Annotated in this window: 20 protein-coding genes and 1 pseudogene; 5 read left to right on the top strand and 16 right to left on the bottom strand. The window is 64.0% G+C overall.

Annotation, left to right across the window (positions count from 1 at the left end):
• Positions 1-12 precede the first annotated feature (12 nt).
• The 5 genes from potA to F6X62_RS23125 all read right to left on the bottom strand — a co-directional run bounded on the left by potA (position 13) and on the right by F6X62_RS23125 (position 6,517).
• Entirely contained in the window at positions 13-1,155 is a 1,143-nt protein-coding gene (gene potA, locus F6X62_RS23145) for a polyamine ABC transporter ATP-binding protein (RefSeq protein ID WP_153774821.1), read from the bottom strand.
• Positions 1,156-1,224: 69 nt separating this feature from the next.
• Positions 1,225-2,319 carry a polyamine ABC transporter substrate-binding protein gene (locus F6X62_RS23140; RefSeq protein ID WP_054925889.1) on the bottom strand — a complete coding sequence of 365 codons (1,095 nt, stop codon included), beginning with the start codon at positions 2,317-2,319 and terminating at the stop codon, positions 1,225-1,227.
• 162 nt (positions 2,320-2,481) lie between these two features.
• Positions 2,482-3,579, bottom strand: a complete 1,098-nt coding sequence (locus F6X62_RS23135; RefSeq protein WP_063541740.1) for a polyamine ABC transporter substrate-binding protein — start codon at positions 3,577-3,579, stop codon at positions 2,482-2,484.
• A gap of 169 nt (positions 3,580-3,748) precedes the next feature.
• Entirely contained in the window at positions 3,749-5,110 is a 1,362-nt protein-coding gene (locus F6X62_RS23130; protein WP_151926469.1) for an aspartate aminotransferase family protein, read from the bottom strand.
• A 48-nt stretch (positions 5,111-5,158) separates the two neighbouring features.
• Positions 5,159-6,517 carry a glutamine synthetase family protein gene (locus F6X62_RS23125; RefSeq protein ID WP_054894987.1) on the bottom strand — a complete coding sequence of 453 codons (1,359 nt, stop codon included), beginning with the start codon at positions 6,515-6,517 and terminating at the stop codon, positions 5,159-5,161.
• Between the two features lie 668 nt (positions 6,518-7,185).
• Between F6X62_RS23125 and F6X62_RS23120 the strand changes: the two genes are divergently transcribed.
• Positions 7,186-8,562 carry a glutamine synthetase family protein gene (locus F6X62_RS23120; protein ID WP_054894988.1) on the top strand — a complete coding sequence of 459 codons (1,377 nt, stop codon included), beginning with the start codon at positions 7,186-7,188 and terminating at the stop codon, positions 8,560-8,562.
• A 151-nt stretch (positions 8,563-8,713) separates the two neighbouring features.
• Here F6X62_RS23120 and argA read toward each other — a convergent pair whose 3' ends face one another.
• Both argA and argE read right to left on the bottom strand, forming a co-directional pair.
• Positions 8,714-10,012, bottom strand: a complete 1,299-nt coding sequence (argA, locus tag F6X62_RS23115; protein WP_063541744.1) for an amino-acid N-acetyltransferase — start codon at positions 10,010-10,012, stop codon at positions 8,714-8,716.
• A gap of 125 nt (positions 10,013-10,137) precedes the next feature.
• Positions 10,138-11,280 carry an acetylornithine deacetylase gene (gene argE, locus F6X62_RS23110; protein WP_054894990.1) on the bottom strand — a complete coding sequence of 381 codons (1,143 nt, stop codon included), beginning with the start codon at positions 11,278-11,280 and terminating at the stop codon, positions 10,138-10,140.
• 104 nt (positions 11,281-11,384) lie between these two features.
• On the opposite strand from argE, the gene F6X62_RS23105 reads away from it, so the two are divergent.
• The gene (locus tag F6X62_RS23105; protein WP_153774820.1) at positions 11,385-12,764 is read left to right on the top strand and encodes an inorganic triphosphatase; all 1,380 of its coding nucleotides are present in this window, start codon (positions 11,385-11,387) and stop codon (positions 12,762-12,764) included.
• A 60-nt stretch (positions 12,765-12,824) separates the two neighbouring features.
• Here the strand turns inward: F6X62_RS23105 and F6X62_RS23100 are convergent, their stop codons facing one another.
• Positions 12,825-13,295, bottom strand: coding sequence for an Lrp/AsnC family transcriptional regulator (locus tag F6X62_RS23100; protein ID WP_153774819.1), 471 nt, complete (start codon positions 13,293-13,295; stop codon positions 12,825-12,827).
• Positions 13,296-13,421: 126 nt separating this feature from the next.
• Between F6X62_RS23100 and F6X62_RS23095 the strand changes: the two genes are divergently transcribed.
• From F6X62_RS23095 to F6X62_RS23085, 3 genes are all read left to right on the top strand, one after another.
• Positions 13,422-13,748 (top strand): hypothetical protein, encoded by a 327-nt coding sequence (locus F6X62_RS23095; RefSeq protein WP_153774818.1) that lies wholly within the window; start codon positions 13,422-13,424, stop codon positions 13,746-13,748.
• A 100-nt stretch (positions 13,749-13,848) separates the two neighbouring features.
• The gene (locus F6X62_RS23090) at positions 13,849-15,528 is read left to right on the top strand and encodes a GspE/PulE family protein (RefSeq protein ID WP_153774817.1); all 1,680 of its coding nucleotides are present in this window, start codon (positions 13,849-13,851) and stop codon (positions 15,526-15,528) included.
• Positions 15,529-15,619: 91 nt separating this feature from the next.
• Positions 15,620-15,934, top strand: a complete 315-nt coding sequence (locus F6X62_RS23085; RefSeq protein ID WP_054894995.1) for a DUF2388 domain-containing protein — start codon at positions 15,620-15,622, stop codon at positions 15,932-15,934.
• 77 nt (positions 15,935-16,011) lie between these two features.
• Here the strand turns inward: F6X62_RS23085 and gcvP are convergent, their stop codons facing one another.
• From gcvP to F6X62_RS23050, 8 genes and pseudogenes are all read right to left on the bottom strand, one after another.
• Positions 16,012-18,885 (bottom strand): aminomethyl-transferring glycine dehydrogenase, encoded by a 2,874-nt coding sequence (gene gcvP, locus F6X62_RS23080; RefSeq protein WP_153774816.1) that lies wholly within the window; start codon positions 18,883-18,885, stop codon positions 16,012-16,014.
• 116 nt (positions 18,886-19,001) lie between these two features.
• Positions 19,002-19,733, bottom strand: a complete 732-nt coding sequence (locus tag F6X62_RS25730) for a methyl-accepting chemotaxis protein (protein ID WP_371926326.1) — start codon at positions 19,731-19,733, stop codon at positions 19,002-19,004.
• Between the two features lie 135 nt (positions 19,734-19,868).
• Positions 19,869-20,978: pseudogene (locus F6X62_RS25725) on the bottom strand (Cache 3/Cache 2 fusion domain-containing protein); the annotation flags it as partial.
• A 386-nt stretch (positions 20,979-21,364) separates the two neighbouring features.
• The gene (locus F6X62_RS23070) at positions 21,365-22,783 is read right to left on the bottom strand and encodes an efflux transporter outer membrane subunit (protein WP_153774814.1); all 1,419 of its coding nucleotides are present in this window, start codon (positions 22,781-22,783) and stop codon (positions 21,365-21,367) included.
• Entirely contained in the window at positions 22,780-23,655 is an 876-nt protein-coding gene (locus tag F6X62_RS23065) for an HlyD family secretion protein (protein ID WP_063541762.1), read from the bottom strand. Before F6X62_RS23065 ends, F6X62_RS23070 begins: the two co-directional genes overlap by 4 nt.
• A complete protein-coding gene (locus F6X62_RS23060) occupies positions 23,652-23,864 on the bottom strand; it encodes a DUF1656 domain-containing protein (protein WP_054895000.1) in 213 nt (70 codons plus the stop codon). Before F6X62_RS23060 ends, F6X62_RS23065 begins: the two co-directional genes overlap by 4 nt.
• A complete protein-coding gene (locus F6X62_RS23055; RefSeq protein ID WP_153774813.1) occupies positions 23,861-25,948 on the bottom strand; it encodes an FUSC family protein in 2,088 nt (695 codons plus the stop codon). Before F6X62_RS23055 ends, F6X62_RS23060 begins: the two co-directional genes overlap by 4 nt.
• Complete coding sequence (locus F6X62_RS23050; protein WP_063541766.1) at positions 25,945-26,388, bottom strand: MarR family winged helix-turn-helix transcriptional regulator; 444 nt, start codon at positions 26,386-26,388, stop codon at positions 25,945-25,947. The genes F6X62_RS23055 and F6X62_RS23050 overlap by 4 nt, the downstream gene beginning before the upstream one ends.
• Between the last annotated feature and the right edge of the window lie 90 nt (positions 26,389-26,478).

Here is a 26,478-nt window from a genome sequence, read left to right as displayed (position 1 = left end):
GCTTTCGCGGTTTCATGAGCGCAGTACCACGCCGCTGTCGTCTTCCCACCACACGTAGACTTCATCGCCCCAGGTCGGGCGGGCGCCCTGGCGTTCGGCGTTGGCAACGAACGACTGGACGATCTTGCCGCTCGGCAGCTCGACGTAGAACACCGAGTGACCGCCCAGGTAGGCGATGTCGTGGACCTTGCCGCGCGACCAGTTGTGCTCGAAATCGGGCTGCTTCGTCGTCACCAGCAGCTTCTCTGGGCGCAGCGCATAAGTGATGTGCTTGTCTTCGACCGAGGTGGTGACACCGTGGCCGACGTAGATCTTGCGCTCGAGCTCCGGCGAGGCGATCAGCGCGTGGCCTTCGGCGTCGTCGATCACTTCACCTTCGAACAGGTTGACGTTGCCGATGAACTCGCACACCAGGCGACTGGTTGGCGTCTCGTAGATATCCACAGGCGAGCCGATCTGGGCGATCCAGCCCAGGTGCATGATGGCGATGCGCTGGGCCATGGTCATGGCCTCTTCCTGGTCGTGGGTCACCATCACGCAGGTCACACCGACCCGCTCGATGATCTCGACCAGCTCCAGCTGCATCTGCGAACGCAGTTTCTTGTCCAGCGCGCCCATCGGCTCGTCGAGCAGCAGCAGTTTAGGACGCTTGGCCAGCGAGCGGGCCAGGGCCACGCGCTGACGCTGGCCGCCGGAGAGCTGGTGCGGCTTGCGCTTGGCGTACTGGGTCATGTGCACCAGCTTGAGCATCTCGGCCACGCGGGCTTCGATGTCGGCCTTGGGCATCTTGTCCTGCTGCAGGCCGAAGGCGATGTTCTGCGCCACGGTCATGTGCGGGAACAGCGCATAGGACTGGAACATCATGTTGATCGGCCGCTCGTAGGGCGGCATGTCGGTGATGTCGACACCGTCGAGGAAGATCCGACCTTCGGTCGGGCGCTCGAAGCCTGCAAGCATCCGCAGCAAGGTGGATTTGCCGGAACCGGAGCCGCCCAGCAGGGCGAAGATCTCGCCTTTGCGGATTTCCAGGGACACATCGTCCACGGCGATGGTTTCGTCGAACTTCTTCGTGACCCGGTCGATCTTGACCAGCACCTGCTTGGGCTGCTGGTCACCCTCGAGGGCTTTCTTATAGGCACCGGAGGCAACTGCCATGAGTGAAACTCCCAACAAGATTTTTGTGCCCGAACGGCCTGTGTGCAGGGCCGCGTCGGGTCTGGATTTTTACTTGCCCGACTTGACCTTGGTCCAGCTGCGGGTCATCAGACGTTGCACCTTGGGGGGCAACTCCGCGTTGACGAACATCTTGTCCAGCACTTCCTGCGATGGGTAAACCGCAGCGTCAGTTCTCACAGCCTGGTCCATCAGGTCGCCAGCCTTGGGGTTGGGGTTGGCATAACCGACGTAATCACTGACCTGGGCGATAACCTCAGGTTTCAGCAAATAGTTGATGAAGGCGTGGGCCTCTTTCACGTTCTTGGCGTCCTTGGGAATCGCCAGCACGTCGAACCAGAGGTTGCCGCCTTCCTTGGGAATGGCGTAGGCCAGGTTCACGCCCTTCTTGGCTTCTTCAGCACGGGCCTTGGCCTGGAATACATCGCCGGAGAAGCCTGCCGCGACGCAGATGTCGCCGTTGGCCAGGTCGGTGATGTACTTGGACGAGTGGAAGTAGGTCACGTACGGGCGTACCGCCAGCAGCTTCTTCTCGGCCTTGGCGTAATCCTTTGGATCGGTGCTGTTGGGGTTGAGCCCCATGTAGTTGAGCACCGCCGGGAGCATCTCGTCCGCCGAGTCGAGGAAGGCCACACCGCACTTGGAGAGCTTCTTCATGTTCTCGGGTTCGAACAGCACCGCCCAGGAGTCGATCTTGTCCACGCCCAGCGTGGCCTTGACCTTGTCGACGTTGTAGCCGATGCCGTTGGTGCCCCACAGGTAAGGCACGGCGTACTGGTTGCCCGGATCGTTCTTTTCCAGACGCTTCATCAGCGCCGGGTCCAGGTTGGAATAATTGGGCAGCAGATGCTTGTCGAGCTTCTGGAACGCGCCCGCCTTGATCTGCTTGCCGAGGAAATGGTTGGACGGCACCACTACGTCATAGCCGGTGTTACCGGCCAGCAGCTTGCCTTCCAGGGTTTCGTTGGAGTCGAAGACATCCTGCACGGGCTTGATGCCCGTCTCTTTCTCGAAGTCCGCGAGCGTGGTCGGGCCGACATAGTCGGACCAGTTGTAGAAGTGCACCGTGGGCGCCGCTTGAACGCTGCAGGCCAGCGTCAGACCTGCTCCAGCCATCATGGCCTTGCGCAATACAGAAATAGACAAGTGGTTGGTCCTCACAATCAGAGCCTTCGGTGGCGGCTGGGAGCAGCCGTACACGCAAAACCGGCGCGCAACTTACCTGCGTGGCTGGGATGTCGCAATCGACAATCGAGGTTTATGCCCCCTGGGCCGGAAAACCCCGACCCAGAGAGCCCCGCATCGGGCTTACTTGCCCGACTTGATCTTGGTCCAGCTACGGGTGATCAAACGCTGTGCGGCCGCTTCAGGAGCAGCGATCGCGTACAGCTGTTTCTTCACATCAGCCGGCGGATAGATGCTCGGGTCGCTGGTGATGTCCTTGTCGACGAACTGGGTCGCGGCCTTGTTGCCGTTCGGGAAGCGCACGGCGTTGGTGATCTCGGCCATGACTTCCGGTTGCAGCAGGAAGTTCATGAACTGGTAGGCGGCATCTTTATGCTCGGCATCTTTCGGGATGGCGACCATGTCGTAGAAGGTACCAGCGCCTTCTTTCGGAATGATGTAGTCCAGCTTGACCTTGTCGCCGGCTTCGTGGGCGCGGGCCTTGGACTGCTCCAGGTCGCCCGAGTAGCCGACGGCCACGCAGATGTTGCCGTTGGCCAGGTCGCCGATGTACTTGGAGGAGTGGAAGTAGGTGATCGAAGGACGGATCTTCAGGAACAGGTCCTCGGCCGCCTTCAGGTCTTCCTTGGTGGTGCTGTCGGTCGGCTTGCCCAGGTAATGCAGCGCGGCCGGAAGCATTTCGGTCGGCGCATCGAGGAAGCTCACGCCGCAGCTCTTGAGCTTGGCGATGTTCTCCGGCTTGAACACGGCGTCCCATGAATCGATCTTGTCGACGCCCAGCGCGGCCTTGACCTTGGCCGGGTTGTAGCCGATGCCGATGGAGCCCCACATGTACGGGAAGGCGTACTTGTTGCCTTTGTCGCTGGCGTCGCCAACGGCCTTGAGCAGGTCTTCGTCGAGGTTCTTCCAGTTCGGCAGCTTGGAGCGGTCGAGCTCCTCGTAAACGCCGGCCTTGATCTGCTTGGCCAGGAAGTTGTTGGACGGCACGACGATGTCGTAGCCCGACTTGCCTGCCAGCAGCTTGGCTTCCAGGGTTTCGTTGCTGTCGAAGACGTCGTACTTGACCTTGATGCCGGTCTGCTTCTCGAACTTGGCGATGGTGTCCGGAGCGATGTAGTCCGACCAGTTGTAGACGTTCAGCACCTTGTCTTCAGCGTGAACAGCAGTGGCCATGGCACCCATCAGGGCGGCGGCCAGCAACGTCTTGCCCATTTTCTTCATGCGTTATGCTCCAGAATTTTTTTAGTAGCCATCTGTTCAGCTGCCAGGTCCCGTGGTGCAAGCGCTGGACGACTGAAACAACCGCTAGTCTGGCAAGTTACAAGGCGCTGTTTCAAGGAAAGCAGGGCCTTGTAACGACTTAATGTCACATCGCTAGCCTAGCAAACGCCTATCGAATCGCTTCCAGGGTCAGATCCAGGCACTTGCGCGCCTTTTCTACCAGTTCGTCCACTTCTTCGCGGCTTATTACCAGCGGCGGCGCGATGATCATGGTGTCGCCCACCGCGCGCATGATCAGGCCGTTGTCGAAACAGAAGTTGCGGCAAACCATGCCCACGCCCTTGCCTTCGTAACGGCTGCGGGTCGCCTTGTCCTTGACCAGCTCGATTGCGCCGAGCAGGCCCAGGCCGCGTACCTCGCCCACCAGCGGGTGGTCTTGCAGTTCGCGAAGACGTTTTTGCAAGTACGGTGCCACTTCCGTGCGTGCGCGCTCGACGATCTTCTCGTCACGCAGGATGCGCAGGTTTTCCAACCCCACCGCCGCTGCCACCGGGTGGCCGGAGTAGGTGAAGCCGTGGTTGAAATCGCCACCTTCGCTGAGCACCTTGGCCACCTTGTCACGCACGATCACACCGCCCATGGGGATGTAACCGGAGGTCAGGCCCTTGGCGATGGTCATCAGGTCAGGCTTGAGGTCGTAATAATCGGAGCCGAACCACTCGCCGGTACGGCCAAAGCCGCAGATCACTTCGTCGGCGACGAACAGGATGTCGTAGCGGGCGAGGATCTCCTTGATCTTCGGCCAGTAAGTCTCGGGTGGAATGATCACCCCGCCGGCGCCCTGGATCGGCTCGGCGATGAACGCAGCGACGTTGTCTTCGCCGACCTCCAGAATTTTCTTCTCCAACTGCTCGGCAGCCCACACCCCGAACTCATCCGGGGTCATGTCGCCGCCCTCGCCGAACCAGTACGGCTGCGGGATGTGCACGATACCCGGGATCGGCAAGCCGCCCTGCTCGTGCATGCCGCTCATACCGCCAAGGCTGGCGCCAGCGACGGTGGAGCCGTGGTAGCCGTTGACCCGGCCGATGAGCGTCTGCTTGTTCGGCTTGCCCTTGAGCGCCCAGTAGTGGCGAACCATGCGCAACACGGTGTCGTTGCCCTCGGAGCCGGAGCCGGTGAAGAACACATGGCTCATGCCTTCGGGTGCCACGTCGGTAATGGCCTTGGCCAGTTCCAGTGCCGGCGGATGCGCGGTCTGGAAGAACAGGTTGTAGTACGGCAGCTCGCGCATCTGCTTCTCTGCCGCCTGGACCAGCTCTTCGCGACCATAGCCAACCGCCACGCACCACAGGCCGGCCATGCCATCGAGGATCTTGTGCCCCTCGCTGTCCCACAAATGCACACCCTGGGCCTTGGTGATGATGCGCGGCCCCTTCTCCTTCAGTTGCTTGTAATCGCTGAAGGGTGCCAGGTGGTGCTCGCCGCTCAGGTTTTGCCATTCACGGGTTTGCGGGTTGTTGACGCTCATCTGCTTCTCCACTATCCGATGGCCGCGTTGCGGCGGCCCCAGGGTTGATCACACGGCAAACAGCAGGAACTCACGCTCCCAGGAACTGATGACGCGTTTGAAGTTTTCATGCTCTGCGCGCTTGGTGGCGACGTAGCCGGTAATGAACTTCTTGCCCAGGTACTGCACAAGCGACCGGCTGTTCTCCATACGCTCCAGGGCGTCCTCGATGGTCAGCGGCAGGCGCAGGTTGCGCCGCTCATAGCCACGGCCCTGGACTGGCGCGCTGGCCTCGATGCCCTCGACCATGCCGATGAAGCCGCACAGCAGGCTCGCGGCGATGGCCAGGTAGGGGTTGGCGTCGGCGCCCGGCAGGCGGTTTTCCACGCGGCGGTTCTGCGGGCCGGCATCCGGTACGCGCAGGCCGACGGTACGGTTCTCTTCGCCCCACTCCACGTTCACGGGTGCCGAGGTGTCCGGCAGGAAGCGGCGGAACGAGTTGACGTTCGGTGCGAACAGCGGCAATGCCTCGGGAATGAGTTTCTGCAGGCCGCCGATGTGATGCAGGAACAGCGTGCTCATGCTGCCATCTTCATTGGAGAAGATGTTCTTGCCGGTGGCGATGTCGATCACGCTCTGGTGCAGGTGCATGGCGCTGCCGGGCTCGCCGGTCATGGGCTTGGCCATGAAGGTCGCGGCCACGTTGTGCTTGAGCGCGGCCTCGCGCATGGTGCGCTTGAACACCAGGATCTGGTCGGCCAGGTGCAGCGCGTCGCCGTGACGGAAGTTGATCTCCATCTGCGCCGTGCCGTCTTCGTGGATCAAGGTGTCGAGGTCCAGCTGCTGCAGTTCACACCAGTCGTAGACGTCTTCGAACAGCGGGTCGAATTCGTTAGCGGCCTCGATGGAGAACGACTGGCGACCGGTTTCCGGACGACCGGAGCGACCCACCGGTGGTTGCAGCGGGAAGTCCGGGTCTTCGCTGCGCTTGGTCAGGTAGAACTCCATCTCTGGCGCGACGATCGGCTGCCAACCCTTGTCGGCATAAAGCTTGAGCACCTTCTTGAGGACGTTGCGCGGCGACAGTTCGACCGGATTGCCCTTCTTGTCATAGGTGTCGTGGATCACCTGGGCGGTCGGCTCGATGGCCCAAGGCACCAGGAACACCGCGTCCTGGTCGGGGCGGCAGATCATGTCGATGTCGGCCGGGTCGAGCAGGTCGTAATAGATGTCGTCGTCGACGTAGTCGCCAGTCACAGTTTGCAACAAAACGCTTTCGGGCAGGCGCATGCCCTTTTCCGCGATGAATTTGTTGGTCGGCGAAATCTTGCCACGGGTGATGCCGGTCAGGTCGCTGATCAGGCATTCGACTTCGGTGATCTTGTGCTCTTTCAACCAATCGGTGAGCTGGTCGAGGTTGTTACTCATAAATACCTCAGGAGGTCATTTGACCCAGCCCCAGCGGGGCGGGCGCTACTGACGCCTGGCGTCGGTCAATGTCGGCGCATTCGGCGCGGCAGGGCCTGGCAAGGCCCACGCCTTGATTCTGGATGGAGTACGTTGCCAAAGCAAAAACCCATGCGCAGGACGGCAGCCGATCCACGCGCAAAACGCGTGTCGATCTCGAAAGCAAAGGGCAGGAAGTAAGAAAAGCGTGCAGTAAACTGCTACGGGGCGAGGGCTGACTGTGCCGGTCGTCAATTATTGCGGCCAGTCTGCTCCTGGAATGGGCCAGGCGCGCGAGAGCCTTTCGGCAAGCGGTGAAAATACCTGACTGCACAGCGCAGGCGGCGCTTTCAGGTCGCGACTGGCGGACCATGTGACCCTCGTATTATTACTGTTATGGGTTGCGACCGAGCTTAGCCTCGTTCATTTTTTTTCACAACACCTCCGTAAAAAATAAAATACGCCACCATCGCCGTAGCCCTTTCCTACAGATTTAGCGGATAATGGCATGCCCTTATATGCAGCAAATCCGCCGTTGATGTGCCATTTCAGGGCATCAGGAGGTTGGCTTGACATCAGTTTGTCTTTTCGATTGACTGGGTCTGCAAGCCCCCCTTGATTGATATTTTTAACAACAAAGGTGTTGCATCATGTCGGTACCCCCGCGTGCCGTTCAGCTTAACGAAGCGAACGCGTTCCTTAAGGAACATCCTGAGGTTCTCTACGTTGACCTTCTGATTGCAGATATGAATGGTGTGGTTCGTGGCAAGCGTATCGAACGCACGAGCCTTCACAAGGTTTACGAGAAAGGCATCAACCTGCCCGCCTCCCTCTTCGCCCTGGATATCAACGGCTCGACCGTCGAAAGCACGGGCCTTGGCCTGGACATCGGCGACGCCGACCGCATCTGCTATCCGATCCCTGGCACCCTCTCCAACGAACCTTGGCAGAAGCGCCCGACCGCGCAACTGCTGATGACCATGCACGAAATCGAAGGCGAGCCGTTCTTCGCCGACCCGCGTGAAGTGTTGCGCCAGGTGGTGAGCAAGTTCACCGACATGGGCCTGACCATTTGCGCCGCATTCGAGCTGGAGTTCTACCTGATCGACCAGGAGAACGTGAACGGCCGTCCGCAGCCGCCGCGCTCGCCGATCTCGGGCAAGCGTCCACAGTCGACCCAGGTCTACCTGATCGACGACCTGGACGAGTATGCCGACTGCCTGCAGGACATCCTCGAAGGCGCGAAGGAGCAGGGCATCCCGGCCGACGCGATCGTCAAGGAAAGCGCCCCGGCGCAGTTCGAGGTCAACCTGCACCACGTGCCCGATCCGTTGAAGGCCTGTGACTACGCAGTGCTGCTCAAGCGCCTGATCAAGAACATCGCCTACGACCATGAAATGGACACCACCTTCATGGCCAAGCCCTACCCGGGCCAGGCTGGCAATGGCCTGCATGTACACATCTCCGTGCTGGACAAAGATGGCAACAACATCTTCACCAGCGAGGATCCCGAGCAGAACGCCGCGCTTCGTCACGCTGTCGGCGGTGTGCTCGAGACCCTGCCCGCATCGATGGCGTTCCTCTGCCCGAACGTCAACTCGTACCGCCGTTTCGGCGCGCAGTTCTACGTACCGAACGCGCCGAGCTGGGGCCTGGACAACCGCACCGTGGCCCTGCGCGTGCCAACCGGCTCGCCGGACGCCGTGCGCATCGAGCACCGCGTGGCCGGTGCCGACGCCAACCCGTACCTGATGATGGCGGCGGTCCTGGCTGGTGTGCACCACGGCCTGACCAACAAGATCGAGCCAGGTGAGCCGATCGAAGGCAACTCCTACGAGCAGCTGGAACAGAGCCTGCCGAACAACCTGCGCGATGCCCTGCGCGAGCTGGACGACAGCGAGATCCTGAACAAGTACATCGATCCGAAGTACATCGACATTTTCGTCGCGTGCAAGGAGAGCGAGCTGGAGGAGTTCGAACACTCGATCTCCGACCTCGAGTACAACTGGTACCTGCATACCGTGTAAACGAAAACGCCGCCCTCAGGGGCGGCGTTTTTCATTGAGGTTCGCGGTGTCTGCTTCGCGGGTATACCCGCTCCCACAGGCACCCGCTGGTCTCCCAGTCGGAGGGGTGCCTGTGGGAGCGGGCTTGTCCCGCGATAGGGCCGGTACTGACCTACAACGACTTCTCGAAAATCTTCGAATTGCGCTGGTAGTTGTACAGCGAAGCCCGCGCCGCCGGCAGCCGTTCCACGCCACTGGGCTGGAACCCGCGCTCGCGGAACCAGTGCGCCGTACGTGTCGTCAGCACGAACAGGGTATTGAGGCCCAACTGCCGCGCACGGGTCTCGATACGCTCGAGCAGGTCGTCACCTCGGCCCCCATGCCGGTACTCCGGATTCACCGCCAGGCACGCCAGCTCGCCCGCCTCGGACTCGGCAATCGGATACAACGCCGCACAGGCGATGATCATGCCGTCACGCTCCACCACACTGAACTGCTCGATTTCCCGCTCCAGCACCTCGCGCGAACGGCGCACCAGAATGCCCTGCTCTTCCAGCGGGCTGATCAGCTCGAGCAGGCCGCCGACATCCTCGATGGTCGCCTCGCGAACGATCTCGAACTGCTCCTGCGCTACCAGCGTGCCACCGCCGTCGCGGGTGAACAGCTCGGTGAGCAGCGCACCATCCTCGGCGTAGCTGACGATATGGCTGCGCGCTACCCCACCCTTGCAGGCCTCGGCGGCGGCATCGAGCAGCTCGCCCTGATAGTCGCTGCCCAGGCGTTGCAGGTGCGCCGGAACCTGCTGCGGCCGCAGCTCACGCACCAGCTTGCCTTTGTCGTCCAGCAGGCCCGGCTCGGCGCCGAACAGCAGCAACTTGTCAGCGCCCAGTTCGATGGCGGCACGGGTGGCGACGTCTTCGCAGGCCAGGTTGAAGATCTCGCCAGTCGGCGAATAGCCCAGTGGCGACAACAACACGATGGAGCGCTCGTCGAGCAGGCGGCTGATGCCCTTGCGATCGATGCGCCGCACCTCGCCGGTGTGGTGGTAGTCGACACCCTCAAGCACGCCGATAGGCCGTGCAGTCACCAGGTTGCCGCAGGCCACACGCAGGCGCGAGCCCTGCATGGGCGATGCGGCGATATCCATCGACAGGCGCGCTTCGATGGCCAGGCGCAGGGCGCCGACGGCGTCGATCACGCACTCCAGGGTCGCGGCGTCGGTGATGCGCAGGCCGTGATGGTAATGCGGGGTCAGGCCGCGGGCAGCCAGGCGGCTTTCGATCTGCGGGCGCGAGCCGTGGACCAGTACCAGCCGCACGCCCAGGCTGTGCAGCAGCACCAGGTCGTGGACAATATTGCCGAAGTTGGGGTGATCGACACCATCGCCGGGGAGCATGACCACGAAGGTGCAGTCGCGATGGGCATTGATGTACGGGGAAGCATGACGCAGCCAGTTGACGTATTCGGGCATGACGGGGCCTGTGGATAAGTGAACGAGACGGGTGAAGGCGCACAACGTTCGAAAGTCATCGTCGGAACAGGCTTGCGGTCACGCGCGGTCTCCTCTAGGCAGGAACGAATCAGGTCAGTTGACGTTTAGCTCAGGCAATAGTGCCGGACAAGATCACGCAATAGACGCACGGTAGGCTCGATTCGTGACATTTCAAGGTACTCGCCCGGCTGATGGGCGCAAGCGATGTCGCCGGGGCCGAGCACGATGGTCTGGCAACCCAGCTGTTGAAGATAAGGCGCTTCGGTGCCAAAGGCCACCGCTTCGGCACGATGGCCGGTCAGACGTTCGGCCAGTTGCACCAGCTCGGCGTCGGCGTCCTGCTCGAACGGTGGTACCTCGGGGAACAGCGGCGCATAGTCGATGCGCACTTCATGGCGCTCGGCCACAGGTTTGAGCTTTGCCCGGATAGCCGCGCGCAGTTGCTCCACGTCCATCCCTGGCAACGGGCGCAGGTCGAACTCCAGGGCGCACTGGCCACAGATGCGATTGGGGTTGTCGCCGCCGTGGATGCAGCCGAAGTTCATCGTCGGCGTGGGCACGGTGAATTGCGGATTGCGGTAGGTCTGCTGCCACTGCTGGCGCAGGCCCATGAGTTCGCCCATCACCGCGTGCATGGCCTCCAGGGCACTGTGGCCCAGGCTTGGATCCGACGAATGGCCGCTGCGCCCGAGAATATCGATGCGGTCCATGAGGATGCCCTTGTGCATGCGGATCGGCTTCAGCCCAGTGGGTTCGCCGATCACCGCCGCCCGGCCCAGCGGCTGTCCCGCTTCGGCCAGGGCGCGAGCGCCCGACATCGAGCTTTCTTCATCGCAGGTGGCGAGGATCAGCAGCGGTTGCTTGAAGTCGTGCTCCAGCAGCGGGATCACCGCCTCGATCACCAAGGCGAAGAAGCCCTTCATGTCGCAACTGCCCAGCCCTACCCAGCGGCCATCCACTTCGGTGAGCTTCAACGGGTCGCTGCTCCACAACTGTGGATCGAACGGCACCGTATCGCTGTGGCCGGCCAGCACCAGGCCGCCCGGGCCGGTACCGCGGCTGGCGAGCAGGTTGAACTTGCCTGGAGTGACCTCCTGGACCTCGCAACGGAAACCCAGATCGCCCAGCCAGTTGGCGAGCAGGTCGATGACCTGGCGGTTGGACTGGTCCAGTGCGGCCTGGGTGCAACTGACCGAGGGGGCGGCGATCAGGGCGGCGAACTGGTCTTTGAGCGATGGCAACGGCATGCACGGACTCCTCGTAAAGCATGGCGGTCATCATAGCAATGCCGTCCCTTGGCAGGGCAACTCCTGTAGACTCTCCGGCAACCACGCCTTCCTTCGAGCCAGCGATGCACAAAGAAACCGAACTCAAGCTCCGCGCCAGCCGCGAGACCCTTGCCGCCCTGCGCGAGCACCCCTTGCTGAAGAAGCGCAACAAGTCCGGCTGGCAGACCCGCGAACTGCTCAACCAGTACTTCGACACCCCCGACCGCGAGCTCTCTGCAGCCCGCGTCGCCCTGCGCCTGCGCCGCGACGGCGAGGTCATCATCCAGACCCTCAAGTGCCGTGGGCAGAGCGTTGCCGGCCTGTCCGAGCGCAACGAGTACGAGTGGTACCTGGACAAGGTCAAGCTGGACCTGAAGAAACTCGACGCCAGCTGCTGGCCCGAGCAATTGGCCGAGCTGGACAAGAAGACCATCAAGCCATTGTTCACCACCGATTTCACCCGCGAATACGCCGAGATCTCCTGGGGTCGCGGCAAGGCCAAGGTGGTGATCGAAGCCGCGCTCGACCAAGGCTTCGTCATTGCCGGCAAACGCAAGGAAGAAATCTGCGAGCTCGAACTGGAGCTGCGTGAAGGCGCCCCTGAAGCCCTGCTGGAGCTGGCCGCCGAGCTCTCCGCCACGCTGGCCCTGATGCCCTGCGACATCAGCAAGGCCGAGCGCGGCTACCGCCTGCTCGAGCCAGATAGCTACGAGTTGAGCCTGCCACACACCGAGCTGGACGCCGAAATGGCCGTGGATGACGCCTACGCCGCGCTCGCCTGGCAACTGCTGGGCAGCAGCCAGCGCCTGGCAGAACAGTACCGTCATAACGGCCACTGGCGCCTGCTGCAGGAATGGGTGCAGTGCCTGGCAGAGCTGCGCGCCCTCACCAGCAGCCTGGGCCAGGCCGCGCCACGAGCCACCACCCGTGACCTGCGCGCCCGCCTCGACGCCCTGCTCGAAGACTGGCGCCCGCTGGTACAGGCCGGCAACGAGGACGAAGACATCCGCCGCGCCGCGCCCGAGCAGTTCGCCGAAGAGCTGGAAGACACCCGCTGGGGCCAGTTCTCCCTGGAAACCTCGCGCTGGCTGCTGGCGCGCGCCTGGACCGTGGAGCGCAAGGGCCGCGGCGAGCGCCAGGGCAAGGCGCAACTGGCCAGCTGGCTGCACCACCAACTGGGTGAAGAAGGCCGCGCGCTGAAACTGCCGCTGTACACCCAGCGCCCAGAGGATCTGGGGGAGCAGTTGCCGCGCATCGAGCAGTTGCTGACCTGGCTGCACCACGCCCGCCATGTGCTGGAAGTGCCGCAACTGGACCGCCTGTACGGCGATCTGAAGAAGCTGCACGAACTGGCCGAGCAGCCGCTGGCCGAAGAGCAGTCGGACGCGCTGTTCGAAGCCCGCATCGAGCAGGCTCGCGCCATCGACCAGAGCCGCGCCTGGAAACACCTGCTCAAGGTGTAATCGCGCGTCGGCTTCTTCGCAGGTAAATCGGGGCACCGACCCGATTTACCTGCGAAGGCCTCACCTCGATAGCGGCAGGCAGGTGGTGGACTTGATCTCCGAGAGCGCCACGATCGAATTCACTTCCTGTATCCCCGGTACGTTCGACAGCTTCTCGAAGAAGAACCGCTCGTAGGCCTCGATGTCCGAGGTGACGATACGCAGCAGGAAGTCGACCGCCCCCATCAGCACATAACACTCCAGTACTTCCGGAAAGCCGCGGATCGCCTCGGTGAACTCGGTGAAATTCGAACGCCCATGGGCGTTGAGTTTCACCTCGGCGAATATCTGCGTGTTCAGACCGACTTTCTTGCGGTCCAGCAAGGTGACCTGGGCGCGAATCACCCCTTCATCCTTCAGGCGCTGTATCCGACGCCAGCAAGGCGACTGCGACAGCCCGACACGGTCGGCGATCTGCGCGCTGGACAGCGACGCATCCTCCTGCAGCAGTTCAAGAATGCGCCTGTCGTAGGCATCCAGCTCGCTTTGCATGATTAATTCTCCAGATGCCAAAAATACGACAGTTATTATTCGTCCAACTACAAAACCAGGGCAATCATAGCGAAGAAATGCCGGTTTCGACCTGCGAGAATTTCTCCACATCGAAGGAGACGCTCCATGAATGCACTCGAACGGCACACCCCCCAGCCCCGTAGCGACGCCTGGGCCGCCAGCGCCCTGCATGGCGAGGTCCGCTACCGCCTCGACATCGAGGCCGAGCCGGACAGCCTGTGCCGGGTACTCAATCTCTTCGCCCTGCAGTTCCTCACACCGCACAGCGTGCAGGTGTGCCAGCGCGACGGCCTGCTGGAGCTGGAGATCGGTATCGACGGCCTCAGCTGGCACCGCGCCGGGGTGATCGCGCAGAAGATGCGTAACCTGGTGTGTGTCGGCGAGGTCTTTCTGGAAAGCGTGCCGAAACTGTCTGAGGTGGCGGCGGGCTGACGCTGCCCCGCAAGATTCGGAAACGCCTTCGCCAAAGCCCTGCCCCGCTCTGCAGCTAACCTTGCCTGGGCCTTTCAGCAGCCTCGGCAAGGACGCCGCCATGCACAACCCTGACGATCACAGCCTCGACCTCAAACGCCTCCTCGACACGCTGCTCGCCGAACATCGCCTGGCCCCCGGCGATGCCCTGCGTGCACTCGAACACGCCGCCAGCCAGCCCGGCCACCCGCTCGAAGTCCTCGCCAGCCTGGCCCTGAGCGACTGCCTGCGCCCCGGTCATACCCTGGACCTCGACACCCTGTGCCAATGGCTCGCAGAAAGGGTCGGCCAACCCTTTCTGCGCCTGGACCCGTTGCAGGTCGATCTGGCTCGCGTCGCCGGCCTGATCTCGCCCGCTTTCGCCCAGCGCCACGGCATCCTCGCCGTGGCGCTGGATGCGACCGGCATTACTGTCGCCAGCGCACAGCCCTACCAACGCGAGTGGGAAGCCGACCTCAGCCGCAGCCTAGGCCAGCCGATTCGCCGGGTGCTGGTCAGCCCTGTGCAACTGCGCCAGCTCGGCGACACGTTCCAGCGCCTGTCGCGATCCGTGCAGGGCGCCCACCAGCAGCAGCGCGCAAGCCTGGGCGAACTTGAGCAGCTCCTGGAGCTCGGTGGGCGCAGCACCGCCATCAGCGCCGACGATGCGCACATCGTGCATATCGTCGATTGGCTGCTGCAGTACGCCATCGAGCAGCGTGCCAGCGATATCCATCTCGAACCACACCACGACGAGGGTCGCTTGCGCTACCGCATCGACGGCCTGCTGCATACGGTCTACCAGTTTCCCGCAGGCGTGGTCCTGGCGCTGGTCAGCCGCCTCAAGCACCTCGGGCGAATGGATGTCGCCGAGAAGCGCCGCCCACAGGACGGACGCCTGAAAAGCCGCCTGCCCGGCAGCGCGCAAGTCGAGCTGCGTCTGTCGACCCTGCCGACACCGTTCGGCGAAAAACTGGTGTTGCGCCTCTTCGATCCCGAACAACTGCACGAAGACCTGGAGCGCCTGGGGCTCGAAGGTGCCTTGCTGGAGCAGTGGCAGGCGCTGTTGGCAAAGCGCCAGGGCATCATCCTGCTCACCGGCCCCACCGGCTCGGGCAAGACCAGCACGCTCTACGCCAGCCTGAAGCACCTGGCCACCCCAGAGGTCAACTTGTGCACCATCGAAGATCCGATCGAGCGCCTGGAGCCCGGCTTCAATCAGTTGCAGGTCCAGCCCGGCCTCGACCTCGGCTTTGCCAACGGCGTGCGCGCGCTGCTGCGCCAGGACCCGGACATCATCATGATCGGCGAGATACGCGACCGCGAAACCGCCCAGGTGGCGGTCCAGGCGGCGTTGACCGGACACCTGGTGCTATCGACCCTGCACACCAACGACGCTTGCAGCGCCATTACTCGCCTGCAGGAGCTGGGTGTGGCCGATTACCTGATAAAGGCCACGTTGATCGGCGTGATGGCCCAGCGTCTGGCACGCACCTTCTGCAGCGCCTGCAAGGGACGTCCCGGCACTCGTGAAACGGCATGTCGCCAGTGTCGCGGTACTGGTTACCAAGGGCGCACGGGGCTTTTCGAACTGCTCGTGCTGGACAACGCCCTGCGAACTCGGATCGGCCCGGACAGCGACCTTGCCAGCCTGCGCCAGCAGGCTCTGGCGCAGGGCATGCGCGACCTGCGCCGCTGCGGTGAAGAGAGGGTGGCTCGGGGCGTGACCAGCCTCGCGGAAGTCCTTCGGGTATGTGCCTGAGCGCCCGGCATACGCAGCGTGCAAAGGAACTTGCGGCCCGCGCGGCGATCCAAACTCGCATCCCCCGCCCTCATCGTTCGAGGTAATTCACATGCGTTTCAAAACCGCCATTGCGGCTGCTGCCCTGCTGTCCCTGCCGATCGGCTCCGCCATGGCCGACGGCTTCTGGCGCAACGTCATTTCGTCCGGTGCGACCACCGGTTCGACCTACCTGACGTTCAAGGACCACAAACTGGTCGCGGCCGCCCAGGACGATGCCGGCAGCTTCGTGGCAAGCGAAGGTTCGATCCGCGGCCCGTACCTGGAAGCGGCGATGCGTCAGGTGCGTGCCGACAACCCTGGCGTCCAGGCCAGCGACATGGAACTGGCCAACGCGATCCTGGCCCGTAACCTCACCGCTCAGTAACCTGCATTCGACGCCCGCTGCGGGAGCGGGCTGCGCGAGCAGACCCGCGCAGCACCGCCTCCACAGCCGGCCCGGATTCAGCGATACGCGTCCACCGGCACGCAAGCACAGAACAGATTGCGATCGCCGTACACGTTGTCCACCCGATTCACCGCCGGCCAGTACTTGTGCAAGCGCACATGCGCACTGGGCGCGACCGCCTGCTCCAGGCTATATGGCCGATTCCAGGGTGCCAGCACATCGGCCAGCGTGTGCGGCGCATGCTTGAGCGGATTGTCCTCCGCTGGCCAATTCCCCTCCTGCACCTGGGCAATCTCGTCACGGATCGCCAGCATCGCCTCGACAAAGCGATCCAGTTCCGCCTTCGACTCACTCTCGGTCGGCTCGACCATCAGCGTGCCCGGCACCGGGAACGACATGGTCGGCGCGTGGAAGCCATAGTCCATCAGGCGCTTCGCCACGTCCTCCTCGGTGATCCCGGTCTGCGCCTTGATTGGACGCAGGTCGAGGATGCATTCATGGGCCACGCGCTGGTTACGCCCGCGATAGAGCACCGGAAAGGCCCCCGCCAGGCGGTTGGCCAGGTAGTTGGCGCTGAGGATCGCCACCTCGCTGGCATCGGCCAGCTGTGGCCCCATCAGGGCGATGTACATCCAGCTGATCGGCAAGATACTGGCACTGCCCCAGGGCGCTGCGCTGACGGCGCTGTTGTTCGGGTCCAGGCCCGGTACCGGCACCACCGGGTGGCTGGCGACGAAAGGCTTCAGGTGTGCGCGCACCCCGATCGGCCCCATGCCCGGCCCACCACCGCCGTGGGGGATGCAGAAGGTCTTGTGCAGGTTCATGTGCGAGACGTCGGCGCCGATATCCGCCGGAAGCGCCAGGCCCACCTGGGCGTTGAGGTTGGCGCCGTCCATGTACACCTGCCCGCCCTGTTGATGGACCACCTCGCAGATTTCGCGAATGCCCTCCTCGTACACCCCATGGGTCGAGGGGTAGGTGATCATCAGGCACGACAATCGATCCCCGGCTTGGCGCGCCTTGGCCTTGAGATCATCGAGGTCGACGTTGCCCGCCTCGTCGCAGTCGACGATCACCACCTCCATTCCGGCCATCTGCGCCGAGGCCGGGTTGGTGCCATGGGCCGACGACGGAATCAGGCACAGGGTGCGCTGCGGTTGATGGCGGCTGCGGTGATAGCGGGTGATGGCCATCAGCCCGGCATATTCACCCTGGGCGCCGGAGTTGGGCTGCATGCAGATCGCATCGAAACCGGTGATCGCGCACAGCCAGCCCTCCAGCTCGTCGATCATCCCCTTGTAGCCCTGCACCTGTGCAGCCGGTGCGAAGGGATGCAGAAGGGCAAAGCCAGGCCAGGTGATGGGAATCATCTCGCTGGTGGCGTTGAGTTTCATGGTGCACGAGCCCAGCGGGATCATCGACTGGTTCAGCGCCAGGTCCTTGTTCTCCAGCTGCTTGAGGTAACGCAGCATCTCGGTTTCGCTGTGGTGCAGGTTGAACACCGGATGTTCGAGCAGCGGCGTGCTGCGTAGCAGAGTGTCCGGCACTGCCGGGGGCAGGGGCTGCTGATCGAGGGTGGCGACATCCAGCCCGTGGTCGACACCGAGGAAGATGTCGAACAGTTTGAGCACCGTCGCTTCGTCACAGGTCTCGTCCAGGCTCACGCCCAGATGCCCGCGCCCTAGAATGCGCAGGTTGATGCGTGATTCTTCGGCACTTTCGATGATCGCGGCCTGGGTGCCGCCAACGTCGAGGGTGAGGGTGTCGAAGAAGTGCTGATTGAGGCGCTTGATGCCCTTGGACTGCAGCCCGGCCGCCAGGATCTGGGTCAGGCGCTGCACACGCTGGGCAATGCGCCGCAGGCCTTCGGGGCCATGGTAGACGGCGTAGAAACCGGCGATATTGGCCAGCAATACCTGGGCGGTACAGATGTTGGAGTTGGCCTTCTCGCGGCGGATGTGTTGCTCGCGGGTCTGCAGGGCCATGCGCAGGGCGGTGTTGCCGCGGGCATCGCGGGACACGCCGATGATGCGTCCGGGCATCGCCCGCTTGTAGTCGTCACGACAGGCGAAATACGCCGCATGAGGCCCGCCATAGCCCATCGGCACACCGAAGCGCTGGCTTGAGCCGAGCACCACGTCGGCCCCGGTTTCGCCAGGCGGTGTCAGCACTACCAGGCTCAACAGGTCGGCGGCAACGCAGGCCAGCGCCTGCTGGCCATGCAACTGCTCGATCAAGGGCCGCAGGTCGCGAACCTCGCCATGGGTGTCGGGGTACTGCAGCAGCGCACCGAATACCTGATGCTTGCCCAGGTTCTCCAGCGAATCGACGATCAGCTCGAAGCCGAAACCTTCGGCACGGGTTCGCAAGACCGAGAGCGTCTGGGGGTGGCAGTGCTCGTCGGCGAAGAACGCATTGCTCTTGCTGCGTGCGACCCGCTTGGCCAGGGCCATGGCCTCGGCGGCGGCCGTCGCCTCATCGAGCAGCGAGGCGTTGGCCAGCGGCAGGCCGCTGAGGTCGATGATCATCTGCTGGAAATTGAGCAGCGCCTCGAGGCGGCCTTGGGCAATCTCCGGCTGATACGGTGTGTAGGCGGTGTACCAGCCGGGGTTTTCCAGCACGTTGCGCAGGATGACGGTTGGCGTGACGGTACCGTGATAGCCCATGCCGATCAGGCTGGTCCACACCTGGTTCTGCCCGGCGTATCCGGCCAGCCTGGCCAGGGCTGCCTGCTCGTCGAGGGCCGGGGGCAGGTCAAGCGGGCGACCGAAACGGATACCTGGCGGGACGGTCTGCTCGATCAGGGCATCGCGACTGGCAACCCCCAGCGCCGCGAGCATGGCGCTCTGTTCGCGGGCATCCGGGCCCAGATGACGCTGCAGAAAAGGGTTGGGCACTTGCAGTTGCAACAGGGATGGCGACTGGGACATGGCGATCTTCTCTTCCTGGACCAGTTCTCGTGGAGACTTACAAGTCTAGGAAGGGATCGACGACAGTGCGGAAAAACTTGCGTACAGGGCTGCATTGCAGCCCTGGTCAGATCAGATCAACCCCCTACCCGGAAGCGATCCACTTCCTGGCGCAACTGCCCGGCCAGGCCCTCGAGCTCCTTGGCCGTGGCCGCCAGCTCATTGGCCACGTCGTGCTGCTCGCTGTTGGCCTGGGCGATGCTCTGCAGGTTACGGCTGAGCAGGTTCGCGGTGCTGCTCTGCTCCTGGGTCGCAGTGCTGATGGCGGTGAACTGTTCGCCCGCCGCGCGGCTCTGCTCGTCGATGCGCGCCAGTGCCTCGGCGACCTTTTCGTTGCGTTCCAGGCCTTCCTGCATCAGGCGATTGCCCTGCTCCAGGGTGCTGATCGCATGCCCGGTCTGCTGCTGGATACTGGCGATCATTCCGGAAATTTCATCGGTGGCCTGGCGGGTTCTCGCGGCCAGGCCACGTACTTCGTCGGCAACCACGGCGAAACCACGGCCCTGCTCGCCAGCGCGGGCCGCCTCGATGGCGGCGTTGAGCGCCAGCAGGTTGGTCTGCTCGGCAATCGCGGTGATGACCCCGACGATGCCGCCGATTTCCTGGGAACGCGCGCCCAGGCTGTCCATCACTGTGGCGGTGCCACCCAGCGCCTCGGCGATCTGCTTGAGCGAGACGGAGGCCTGGTCCATGGCGCTGCGGCCGATGCGCGTCTGCTGGGTATTGTCCTGGGCCATGCGCTCGGTGCCGGCCATGTTCTCGGCGATGTTCATCGAGGTGGCGCTGAACTCCTCGACGGCGCCAGCCATGCTGGTGATCTCGCCTGACTGCTGCTCCATGCCCTCGCAGGCACCGGACGAAAGCCCGGCCAGGGAGCGCGAGCGCGCGCTGACCTGCTCGGAAGCACTGCGAATGTGCTCGACCATGGTCGCCAGGGCATCCCCCATCTGGTTGAAGCTGCGCGCCAACTGGCCGATCTCGTCTTCGCTGGTCACCGCCAGGCGTGCACTGAGGTCACCCGCGCCCAGGGCTTCGGCCTGGTGCACCAGGTCGTCCAGTGGGCGAAGCTTGCGCCGCAGCAGCCAGAGCGTGGCGAGCACGGCCAGGACCATCGCCAGCAGGCTGCCGATCGCCAGGCGTAGGCCGACACTCCAGGTCACGTCGCGAATTTCCGCCTCGGGCATGCTCGCCACAACGGTCCACGGCCCCTCGGCAAAGGGCTCGACCACGCTGAACAGTTGCTGCTGGCCGTTGGTCCAGAAGCGGCCTTTGTCGCCCAGGCCGGCCACAGCGGCAACCGCAGCCTGCGCATCGGCCACGCCGGCAGGCGGCACCAGCCACTGGCCCTGGTTGTCGAGCAGCGCCAGCGAGCCGGTCTGGCCGATGCGGAAGCGCTTGAGATTGGCGAACTGCGCGTTCTGCGCATCGGTGTAGTCGAAACCGACGAACAGCACGGCGATCACCCGGCCGCTGGCATCGCTCACCGGCACGTAACGGGTCATGTAGTTACGGTCGAACAGCACCGCACGCCCTACATACATCTGCCCGGCGAGCAGCTTGCTGTAGGCCGGGTGCTGGCGGTCCAGCTGGGTGCCAATGGCCCGGCTCCCGTCCTGTTTCTTGAGGTTGGTGGTGATGCGCACGAAGTCGTCGCCGCTGCGCACGAACAGCGTCGCGATGCCGGCGGTCATCTGCTGGAATTCATCGACTACCCGAAAGTCGTTGTTCATCAGCTGATCGCCCAGGTACAGGGCAGGCGTGGCCTGGCCGGCCACCTGCACGGTCTCGCCGGCATGCAGCGACAGGCCCGAGGCGAAGCGGCGCTCGAACAGGCCACTCAGGCGCTGGGTGTTGTCCTTGAGCGAGCCGTGGAAGGTGTCGAGCTGGTCGGCCAGCAGCCGCGCTTCACTGGCCAGGTGTTGCTGGCGGGTGGCGAGGTTGGCGTCGTCCAGCGAGCGCAGGGCGAACAGGGTACTGCCGGTGATCACCAGCGCCAGCACGATGGCGAGGGCGACGCCGAGTTGCGAGGCAATCCGGGCACGGGGTCGAGACATGGCGAAGCTCCTGGCAAGAGGCCGGGATCATCCTGATCACGCTGACCACCCGCTTTATTATTGAACGGGAAATCGCGCCCTCTTCCGGGACGCTGGTGCTAGTAGATCGGCGTCGCGGAGGAATACTTGAGTGTCGGACCGGGAAATACGCAAACGTTTTCCACACGATGAGATCGTGCCGTCTGCTTCGCGGGCAAGCCCGCTCCTACAGGTTCAGTGGGGCCCTGTAGGAGCGGGCTTGCCCGCGAAAGGAACACCGCGATGCATGGCACCGGCTACGCCGGTGCTCTCTGGACAAACCCTTTCCCATAGGGATTGAGCTGGTCTTTAAATTTTGAGCAAGGCTGTGCTCCTGCAGGCCCGCGAAAACAAAGACGCAATGCCACTCACTGCACCGCTGTCGCCTTCCAGCCGCCACCCAAGGCCAGGAACACACCGATCTGCCCCATCGCCACCTGGGTATTGGCAGCCGCCAATTGCGCACGCACGTCGGTATAGGCGCGGGTCGCCTGCAGGTCGGCAAGGAATGACTCGCGCCCGGCCTCATAGCGGCGATGGGTCTGTTCGGCCGCTTCCTGCGCCGAGCGCTCGGCATCGGCCAGTGCTTCGCGACGGTCCAGCAAGGCGCTGTACTGCGCCAGGCGGGTCTGGGTTTCGCGGATGGCGTTGAGCACCACGCCATCGAAATGCGCCAGCGCGGCCTGGGTCGAGGCTTCGGCTTCGCGAATTCGGGCACGGGTGCCGTTGGTGGGGATGGCCCAGCTGATCTGCGGGCCGAAGCCCCAACGGTTGGTCGAAGGCTCGCCGAGGTTTTCGAGAATGCCGATGGTGCCGACCTGGGCGCCAATGCTGATGTTCGGATACAGGGCGCCAGTGGCCACGCCAATGGTCGCAGTGGCAGCCGCCAGTTGGCGCTCGGCCTGACGCACGTCGGGACGGCGCTTGAGCAGCGCCGCGCCATCGCCCACCGGAATCAGTTGGGCCAGATGCGGCAGCTCGGCGCACTCGGCGGTGCCCGGCGGCAACTGGTCGACCGGTTTGGCCAGCAATGCGGCGAGGGTATAGAGCCCGGCCTCGCGCTCGGCCTTGAAGCGCGGCAACTCGGCACGCAACGACTTGAACTGGGTTTGCGAGCGGGTAACGAGGGTCTCGTCGCCACGGCCAGCATCGCGCAAGCGCTGGTTCAACTGCACGCTTTGCTGCTGCAGGTCGAGCGATTCGCGGGCGATGTGGTACTCCTCATTGGCCGAGCACACCTGGGTGTAGGCCTTGACCACATCGGCCACCAGGGTGATGCGCGCAGTGTCGGCGGCGGCCTGCACCGCGTCGGCATTGGCCTTGGCAGCTTCGGTGCCGCGCTTGAAGGTGCCCCACAGGTCGAACTGGTACGAGGCGCTGAGAATCGCCTCGCCGATGTTGGCCACCGGGACTTTTTCCGGCAGCAGGAAAGCTTCGCCAGACTCCTGCAGGCGCTGGGCGCCGGCCTTCGCGCCGCCGCTGAAGCCCCCCTGCGACTCGGCGACCTCGACCTGTGCGCGAGCCTTGGCGATGTTCGCCGCCGCCACGCGCAGCTCGGTATTGGCGCTCAACGCCTGGCGCACCAGCGTATTGAGACGTGGGTCCTGGTACAACTGCCACCAGTCATCCGGCACCGGCGCCGATACCACGCTCGCGGCATCCTGGCGCAACGGGCCGTTCAGGTCGCTGCGCTGCACCGCGGCATCCTCGGGTACCTGGTAATCGGGACCGACCATGGCGCAGGCCCCCAGCGACAGCGCCAGCCCTGCAAGCATCAGGCGTTTCATGGCCGCTGGCCCTCGATGATCGACACCGTGGCGGTACGCCCGGCGATCATGCGGAAATCTGCCGGCACCTCATCGAAGGCGATCCGCACCGGGATCCGCTGGGCCAGGCGCACCCAGCTGAACGCCGGGTTGACGTTGGGCAGCAGATTGGCACCACTGACGCGGTCACGGTCCTCGATCCCTGCCGACAGGCTTTCGACATGGCCGCGCAGGCGTGTGTCATCGCCCATCACGCGGATGTCCACGGCATCACCAACATGGATGCCACTGAGCTTGGTTTCCTCGAAGTAGCCATCGACATGGTACGAGGCGCTGTCGACCACCGACAGCACCGGTCGGCCCGCAGTGACGAACTCATGGGCCCGCGGAGCGCGGTCGTTGAGGTAGCCGTCCACCGGGCTGCGCACCACCGAACGGTCGAGGTTGAGCTGGGCGGTATCGACCGCCACCTGCGCCTCGCTCACCGCCGAGCGGGCACGAGCCTCGCGCGACTGGCTCTCTTCGAGCTGCTCGGCCGCCACCAGGTTGCCCAGCTTGCGATTGCGCCGGGTTTCGCGGGCGGCCTGGGCCAGGGTTTCCTCGCGCTCGGCCAGGGTCGCCCGGGCCTGGCGCAAGGCCAGGCCAAAGCGATCCTGATCGATGGTGAACAGCACGTCACCACGCTTGACCACCTGGTTGTCGCGCACCTCCACCTTCTGGATCAGCCCGGACACATCCGGGGCGATCTGGATCACGTCGGCGCGGATATGGCCGTCGCGGGTCCAGGGCGCGAACATGTAGTACACGACCATCTGCCAGACCAGCACGGCCGCGAAGGTCACCACCAGCAATGTCAGGACCACACGGCCCAAGGTCAACAACGGTTTTTTCATGGCAGCATCAGGCTTCGGCAAAAGTGATCCACCGCACCCAGCAGTACGGCGTAGAGAGCAACGTTGAACAACGCCCGGTGCCAGACCAGGCGGTAGAAATGCAGGCGCACCAGCACAGCGTGCACGCCCAGGAACAGCAGGTAGGTGGCAAACATCATCACCAGCAGCGTGGGCAGGAACACCCCGCTGATATCCAGTTCACCGATCACAGCGGCGCTCCGTCGATTCCAGGTGGCAGTTGCGGTTGTTCGACCGGCTCGAGCATCACCTCGACGCCCGGCAACAGCGCCAGACGCAAGCCGGCCAGGGCATGCAGCAGGTGAACGCGGGGCTCGCCGCGCTCGTTCAGCTCGTCCAGTGCCAACGCCAGGCGTGCCCGCTCCATGTTGCGCAGCAGCGCTGCAGGTGCGTGCAGGCGCTCGCCGGCGCGCAGGCAGCTCGAGTAGTGACCGCCGACTTCCTCGATGACCGTCTGCAAGCGCTGGCGGGCCTGCTGGCCGACACGCGGCATGTAGGCCAGCAGGTCGAGCAGGTTCAGGCCCACACGCAGGTCGCGCAGGGCAACGCCGCTGTCCTGACCGGTCTGCGACAGGCGCGGCAGATGCTGCATCAGGCGGTCGAGCATCTGCACACCGACCTTGCGCTGTTCAGCCAAGGTCGCAGGCTCGGTCATCTCGACGATGTCGCGCCAGGTGAAGCGGGTCATGCGCTTGGCGGCCAGCTCCACACCGAACGGGCGCACCACCAGGGTCCAGATGAAGGCAAACAGCAGCCCCACCGGGCCTGCCAGGTTGGCATTGAGGAAGGTGAAGAAGTCGGCGTCGTAGGCGCCCTGGATGCTGATGAAGGTCGAGGTGTTGACGATGGTCAGCAGGGTGCCGAGGTAGAAACGCGGCTGCACCGTGAGGGTGCCGACCACGATGAAGGGTACGGCGAACGCCAGCACCAGCATCGGGAAGTCGTGCAGGTTCGGCAGCACCAGGAACAGGTAGACGCTGGAGAAGATGACCGACATCAGCGTCCAGAAGAAAAAGCGGTAGATCTGCGGCGCCGGATCATCCATCGCCGCAAAGAAGCTGCAGGCCACGGCGGCGAGGATCACGGCACTGGCGCCGTCGTTCCATCCCAGGCCGATCCACAGGCCACAGGCGACGATGATCGCGGTGACGGTGGAGAACACCGAATACAGCATCAGGCCGCGATCGAAGAATGGCGTCAGGCGGCCCAGCCGCCAATGACGGTAGACCGCCCGCCAGGGCTTGGTGTCGTCCAGGCGCAGGGCATGCTGCAGGGTGCAGCAGTCCTGCCAGAGATCGAGCCATTCGCTGAGGCGGTAGAGGGCGTTGGACAGCAGTAGGGCATGGCGCTGATCGAGCGCATCGGCGTGCGGTTGCACGCGGGCGATCTGCTCGTGCAGCGCGGTCCAGCGCGCGACCGAAGCGCTGTCGGCGGTGCCTTTGAGCCACTCTCGGGCCGATGCCAGCAGCGGCTGGACCTGTGCGAACTGCTCCGGCGCGCGACCTTCGAGCGCGACCAGCGCATCATCAAGGGCATCGATCACCGGCAGCAGGTGGATCATGCGGCCGCGTAGTTCACGGGCGTTCTTCACCGTGTGCGGGCCGGCGCCTTCGTGGCCGAGCTGGCCGATCATCAGCTCCAGACTGTTGAAGGTGGCAACCATCGAGCCGCGCAGGCCCGCGACCTTGTCGGCGTCAGCGTCTCGGCTCAGGTACAGATCGCTGTAGCGAATCGCCTCGCCAAACCAGGTGCCCGTGGCGCCCATCACCACCGGCGCCAGGCGACGCGGCCAGAAGATTGCACCCACCACCGCGGCGCAGACGATGCCAAGGCAGATTTCCTGGGCACGCGACGAGGCGACATCGAACACCGCCAGCGGGTTGTCGACCACGGCCAGGGCGATCATCGGCAAGGTGTAGCCGGCCAGCATCAGCATGTAGTTATTGGCCGTGCGCAGGTTCAGCGAAAGGAACAGCAAGGTGCCGGTCCACAGGGCGATGGCGATGCTCAGCAACAACGGTGACTGCACCAGCGGCGGCACCAGCAGCACCGCGCCGCCAGCACCGAGCAGCGTGCCGACTGCGCGGTACAAGGCCTTGGAACTGGTGGGGCCGACGAAGGGGCTGGACACGATGTAGACCGTGGCCATCGCCCAGTAGGGGCGCGGCAGTTGCATCAGCAAGGCGATGTACAGGGCAATCATCGACGCGGCGAAGGTACGCACGCCATAGAACCAGTCGCGCGCCGGCGGTACCGAACTGAAGAAGCCGTTCACACCGGCGCCCCCTGTGCAGCGACTTCGAAGGCGTGGATGACCCGCAGGGTGGCTTCCAGGTCGGCGGCCGAGATACCGTGCAGCACCTCGCGGCGCAGACGTACCAGCTCGCGCTCGATGGATTCGGCCAGGGTGCGGCCTTCGGCGGTCAGGCTCAGCGCCTTGGCACGTCGGTCGAGCGGATCCTCGGTGCGACACACCAGCCCGGCCTTGCACAGTTGGTCGAGCAGACGCACCAGCGACGGGCTTTCCAGGCCGGCGGCCTGGGCCACGGCCACCTGGTGCACACCATCGCCCAGGCGCACGATCATCAGCAACGGCACCGCACAGGCTTCGGAGATGCCATAGCCGGTCAGCGCCGCATGGCAGATGCGCCGCCAGTGGCGACCGGCAACGACCATGCCGCTGCTGACTTTCAGGTGCAGTGCGTCGAGTGTCATGTGGAAGAACCGAGGATATTCATAGTTTGCTAACTATCAATATACGCCCAGCCCTCCCCCCTTCGTCAACCGGGGGCGATGAACAGTGTG

This window comes from Pseudomonas sp. MNR3A (assembly GCF_009650575.1).
GTDB lineage: Bacteria > Pseudomonadota > Gammaproteobacteria > Pseudomonadales > Pseudomonadaceae > Aquipseudomonas > Aquipseudomonas machongensis.
This window is presented reverse-complemented; position numbering and strand designations above follow the sequence as displayed.

What these genes read in the sequence shown, in the direction of transcription:
- argE (WP_054894990.1), bottom strand. Translation starts at nt 11,280, where the DNA reads ATGCCGTTGCCATCGCTCAAAGACCAGTTCGCCGCCCTGATCGCCGCC.
- F6X62_RS23070 (WP_153774814.1), bottom strand. Translation starts at nt 22,783, where the DNA reads ATGAAACGCCTGATGCTTGCAGGGCTGGCGCTGTCGCTGGGGGCCTGC.
- gcvP (WP_153774816.1), bottom strand. Translation starts at nt 18,885, where the DNA reads ATGTCCCAGTCGCCATCCCTGTTGCAACTGCAAGTGCCCAACCCTTTT.
- F6X62_RS23105 (WP_153774820.1), top strand. Translation starts at nt 11,385, where the DNA reads ATGCACAAAGAAACCGAACTCAAGCTCCGCGCCAGCCGCGAGACCCTT.
- F6X62_RS23135 (WP_063541740.1), bottom strand. Translation starts at nt 3,579, where the DNA reads ATGAAGAAAATGGGCAAGACGTTGCTGGCCGCCGCCCTGATGGGTGCC.
- F6X62_RS23120 (WP_054894988.1), top strand. Translation starts at nt 7,186, where the DNA reads ATGTCGGTACCCCCGCGTGCCGTTCAGCTTAACGAAGCGAACGCGTTC.
- F6X62_RS23065 (WP_063541762.1), bottom strand. Translation starts at nt 23,655, where the DNA reads ATGAAAAAACCGTTGTTGACCTTGGGCCGTGTGGTCCTGACATTGCTG.
- argA (WP_063541744.1), bottom strand. Translation starts at nt 10,012, where the DNA reads ATGCCCGAATACGTCAACTGGCTGCGTCATGCTTCCCCGTACATCAAT.
- F6X62_RS23090 (WP_153774817.1), top strand. Translation starts at nt 13,849, where the DNA reads ATGCACAACCCTGACGATCACAGCCTCGACCTCAAACGCCTCCTCGAC.
- F6X62_RS23125 (WP_054894987.1), bottom strand. Translation starts at nt 6,517, where the DNA reads ATGAGTAACAACCTCGACCAGCTCACCGATTGGTTGAAAGAGCACAAG.
- potA (WP_153774821.1), bottom strand. Translation starts at nt 1,155, where the DNA reads ATGGCAGTTGCCTCCGGTGCCTATAAGAAAGCCCTCGAGGGTGACCAG.
- F6X62_RS25730 (WP_371926326.1), bottom strand. Translation starts at nt 19,733, where the DNA reads ATGGCTGGCGCCGTCGAGGAGTTCAGCGCCACCTCGATGAACATCGCC.
- F6X62_RS23095 (WP_153774818.1), top strand. Translation starts at nt 13,422, where the DNA reads ATGAATGCACTCGAACGGCACACCCCCCAGCCCCGTAGCGACGCCTGG.
- F6X62_RS23050 (WP_063541766.1), bottom strand. Translation starts at nt 26,388, where the DNA reads ATGACACTCGACGCACTGCACCTGAAAGTCAGCAGCGGCATGGTCGTT.
- F6X62_RS23130 (WP_151926469.1), bottom strand. Translation starts at nt 5,110, where the DNA reads ATGAGCGTCAACAACCCGCAAACCCGTGAATGGCAAAACCTGAGCGGC.
- F6X62_RS23085 (WP_054894995.1), top strand. Translation starts at nt 15,620, where the DNA reads ATGCGTTTCAAAACCGCCATTGCGGCTGCTGCCCTGCTGTCCCTGCCG.
- F6X62_RS23100 (WP_153774819.1), bottom strand. Translation starts at nt 13,295, where the DNA reads ATGCAAAGCGAGCTGGATGCCTACGACAGGCGCATTCTTGAACTGCTG.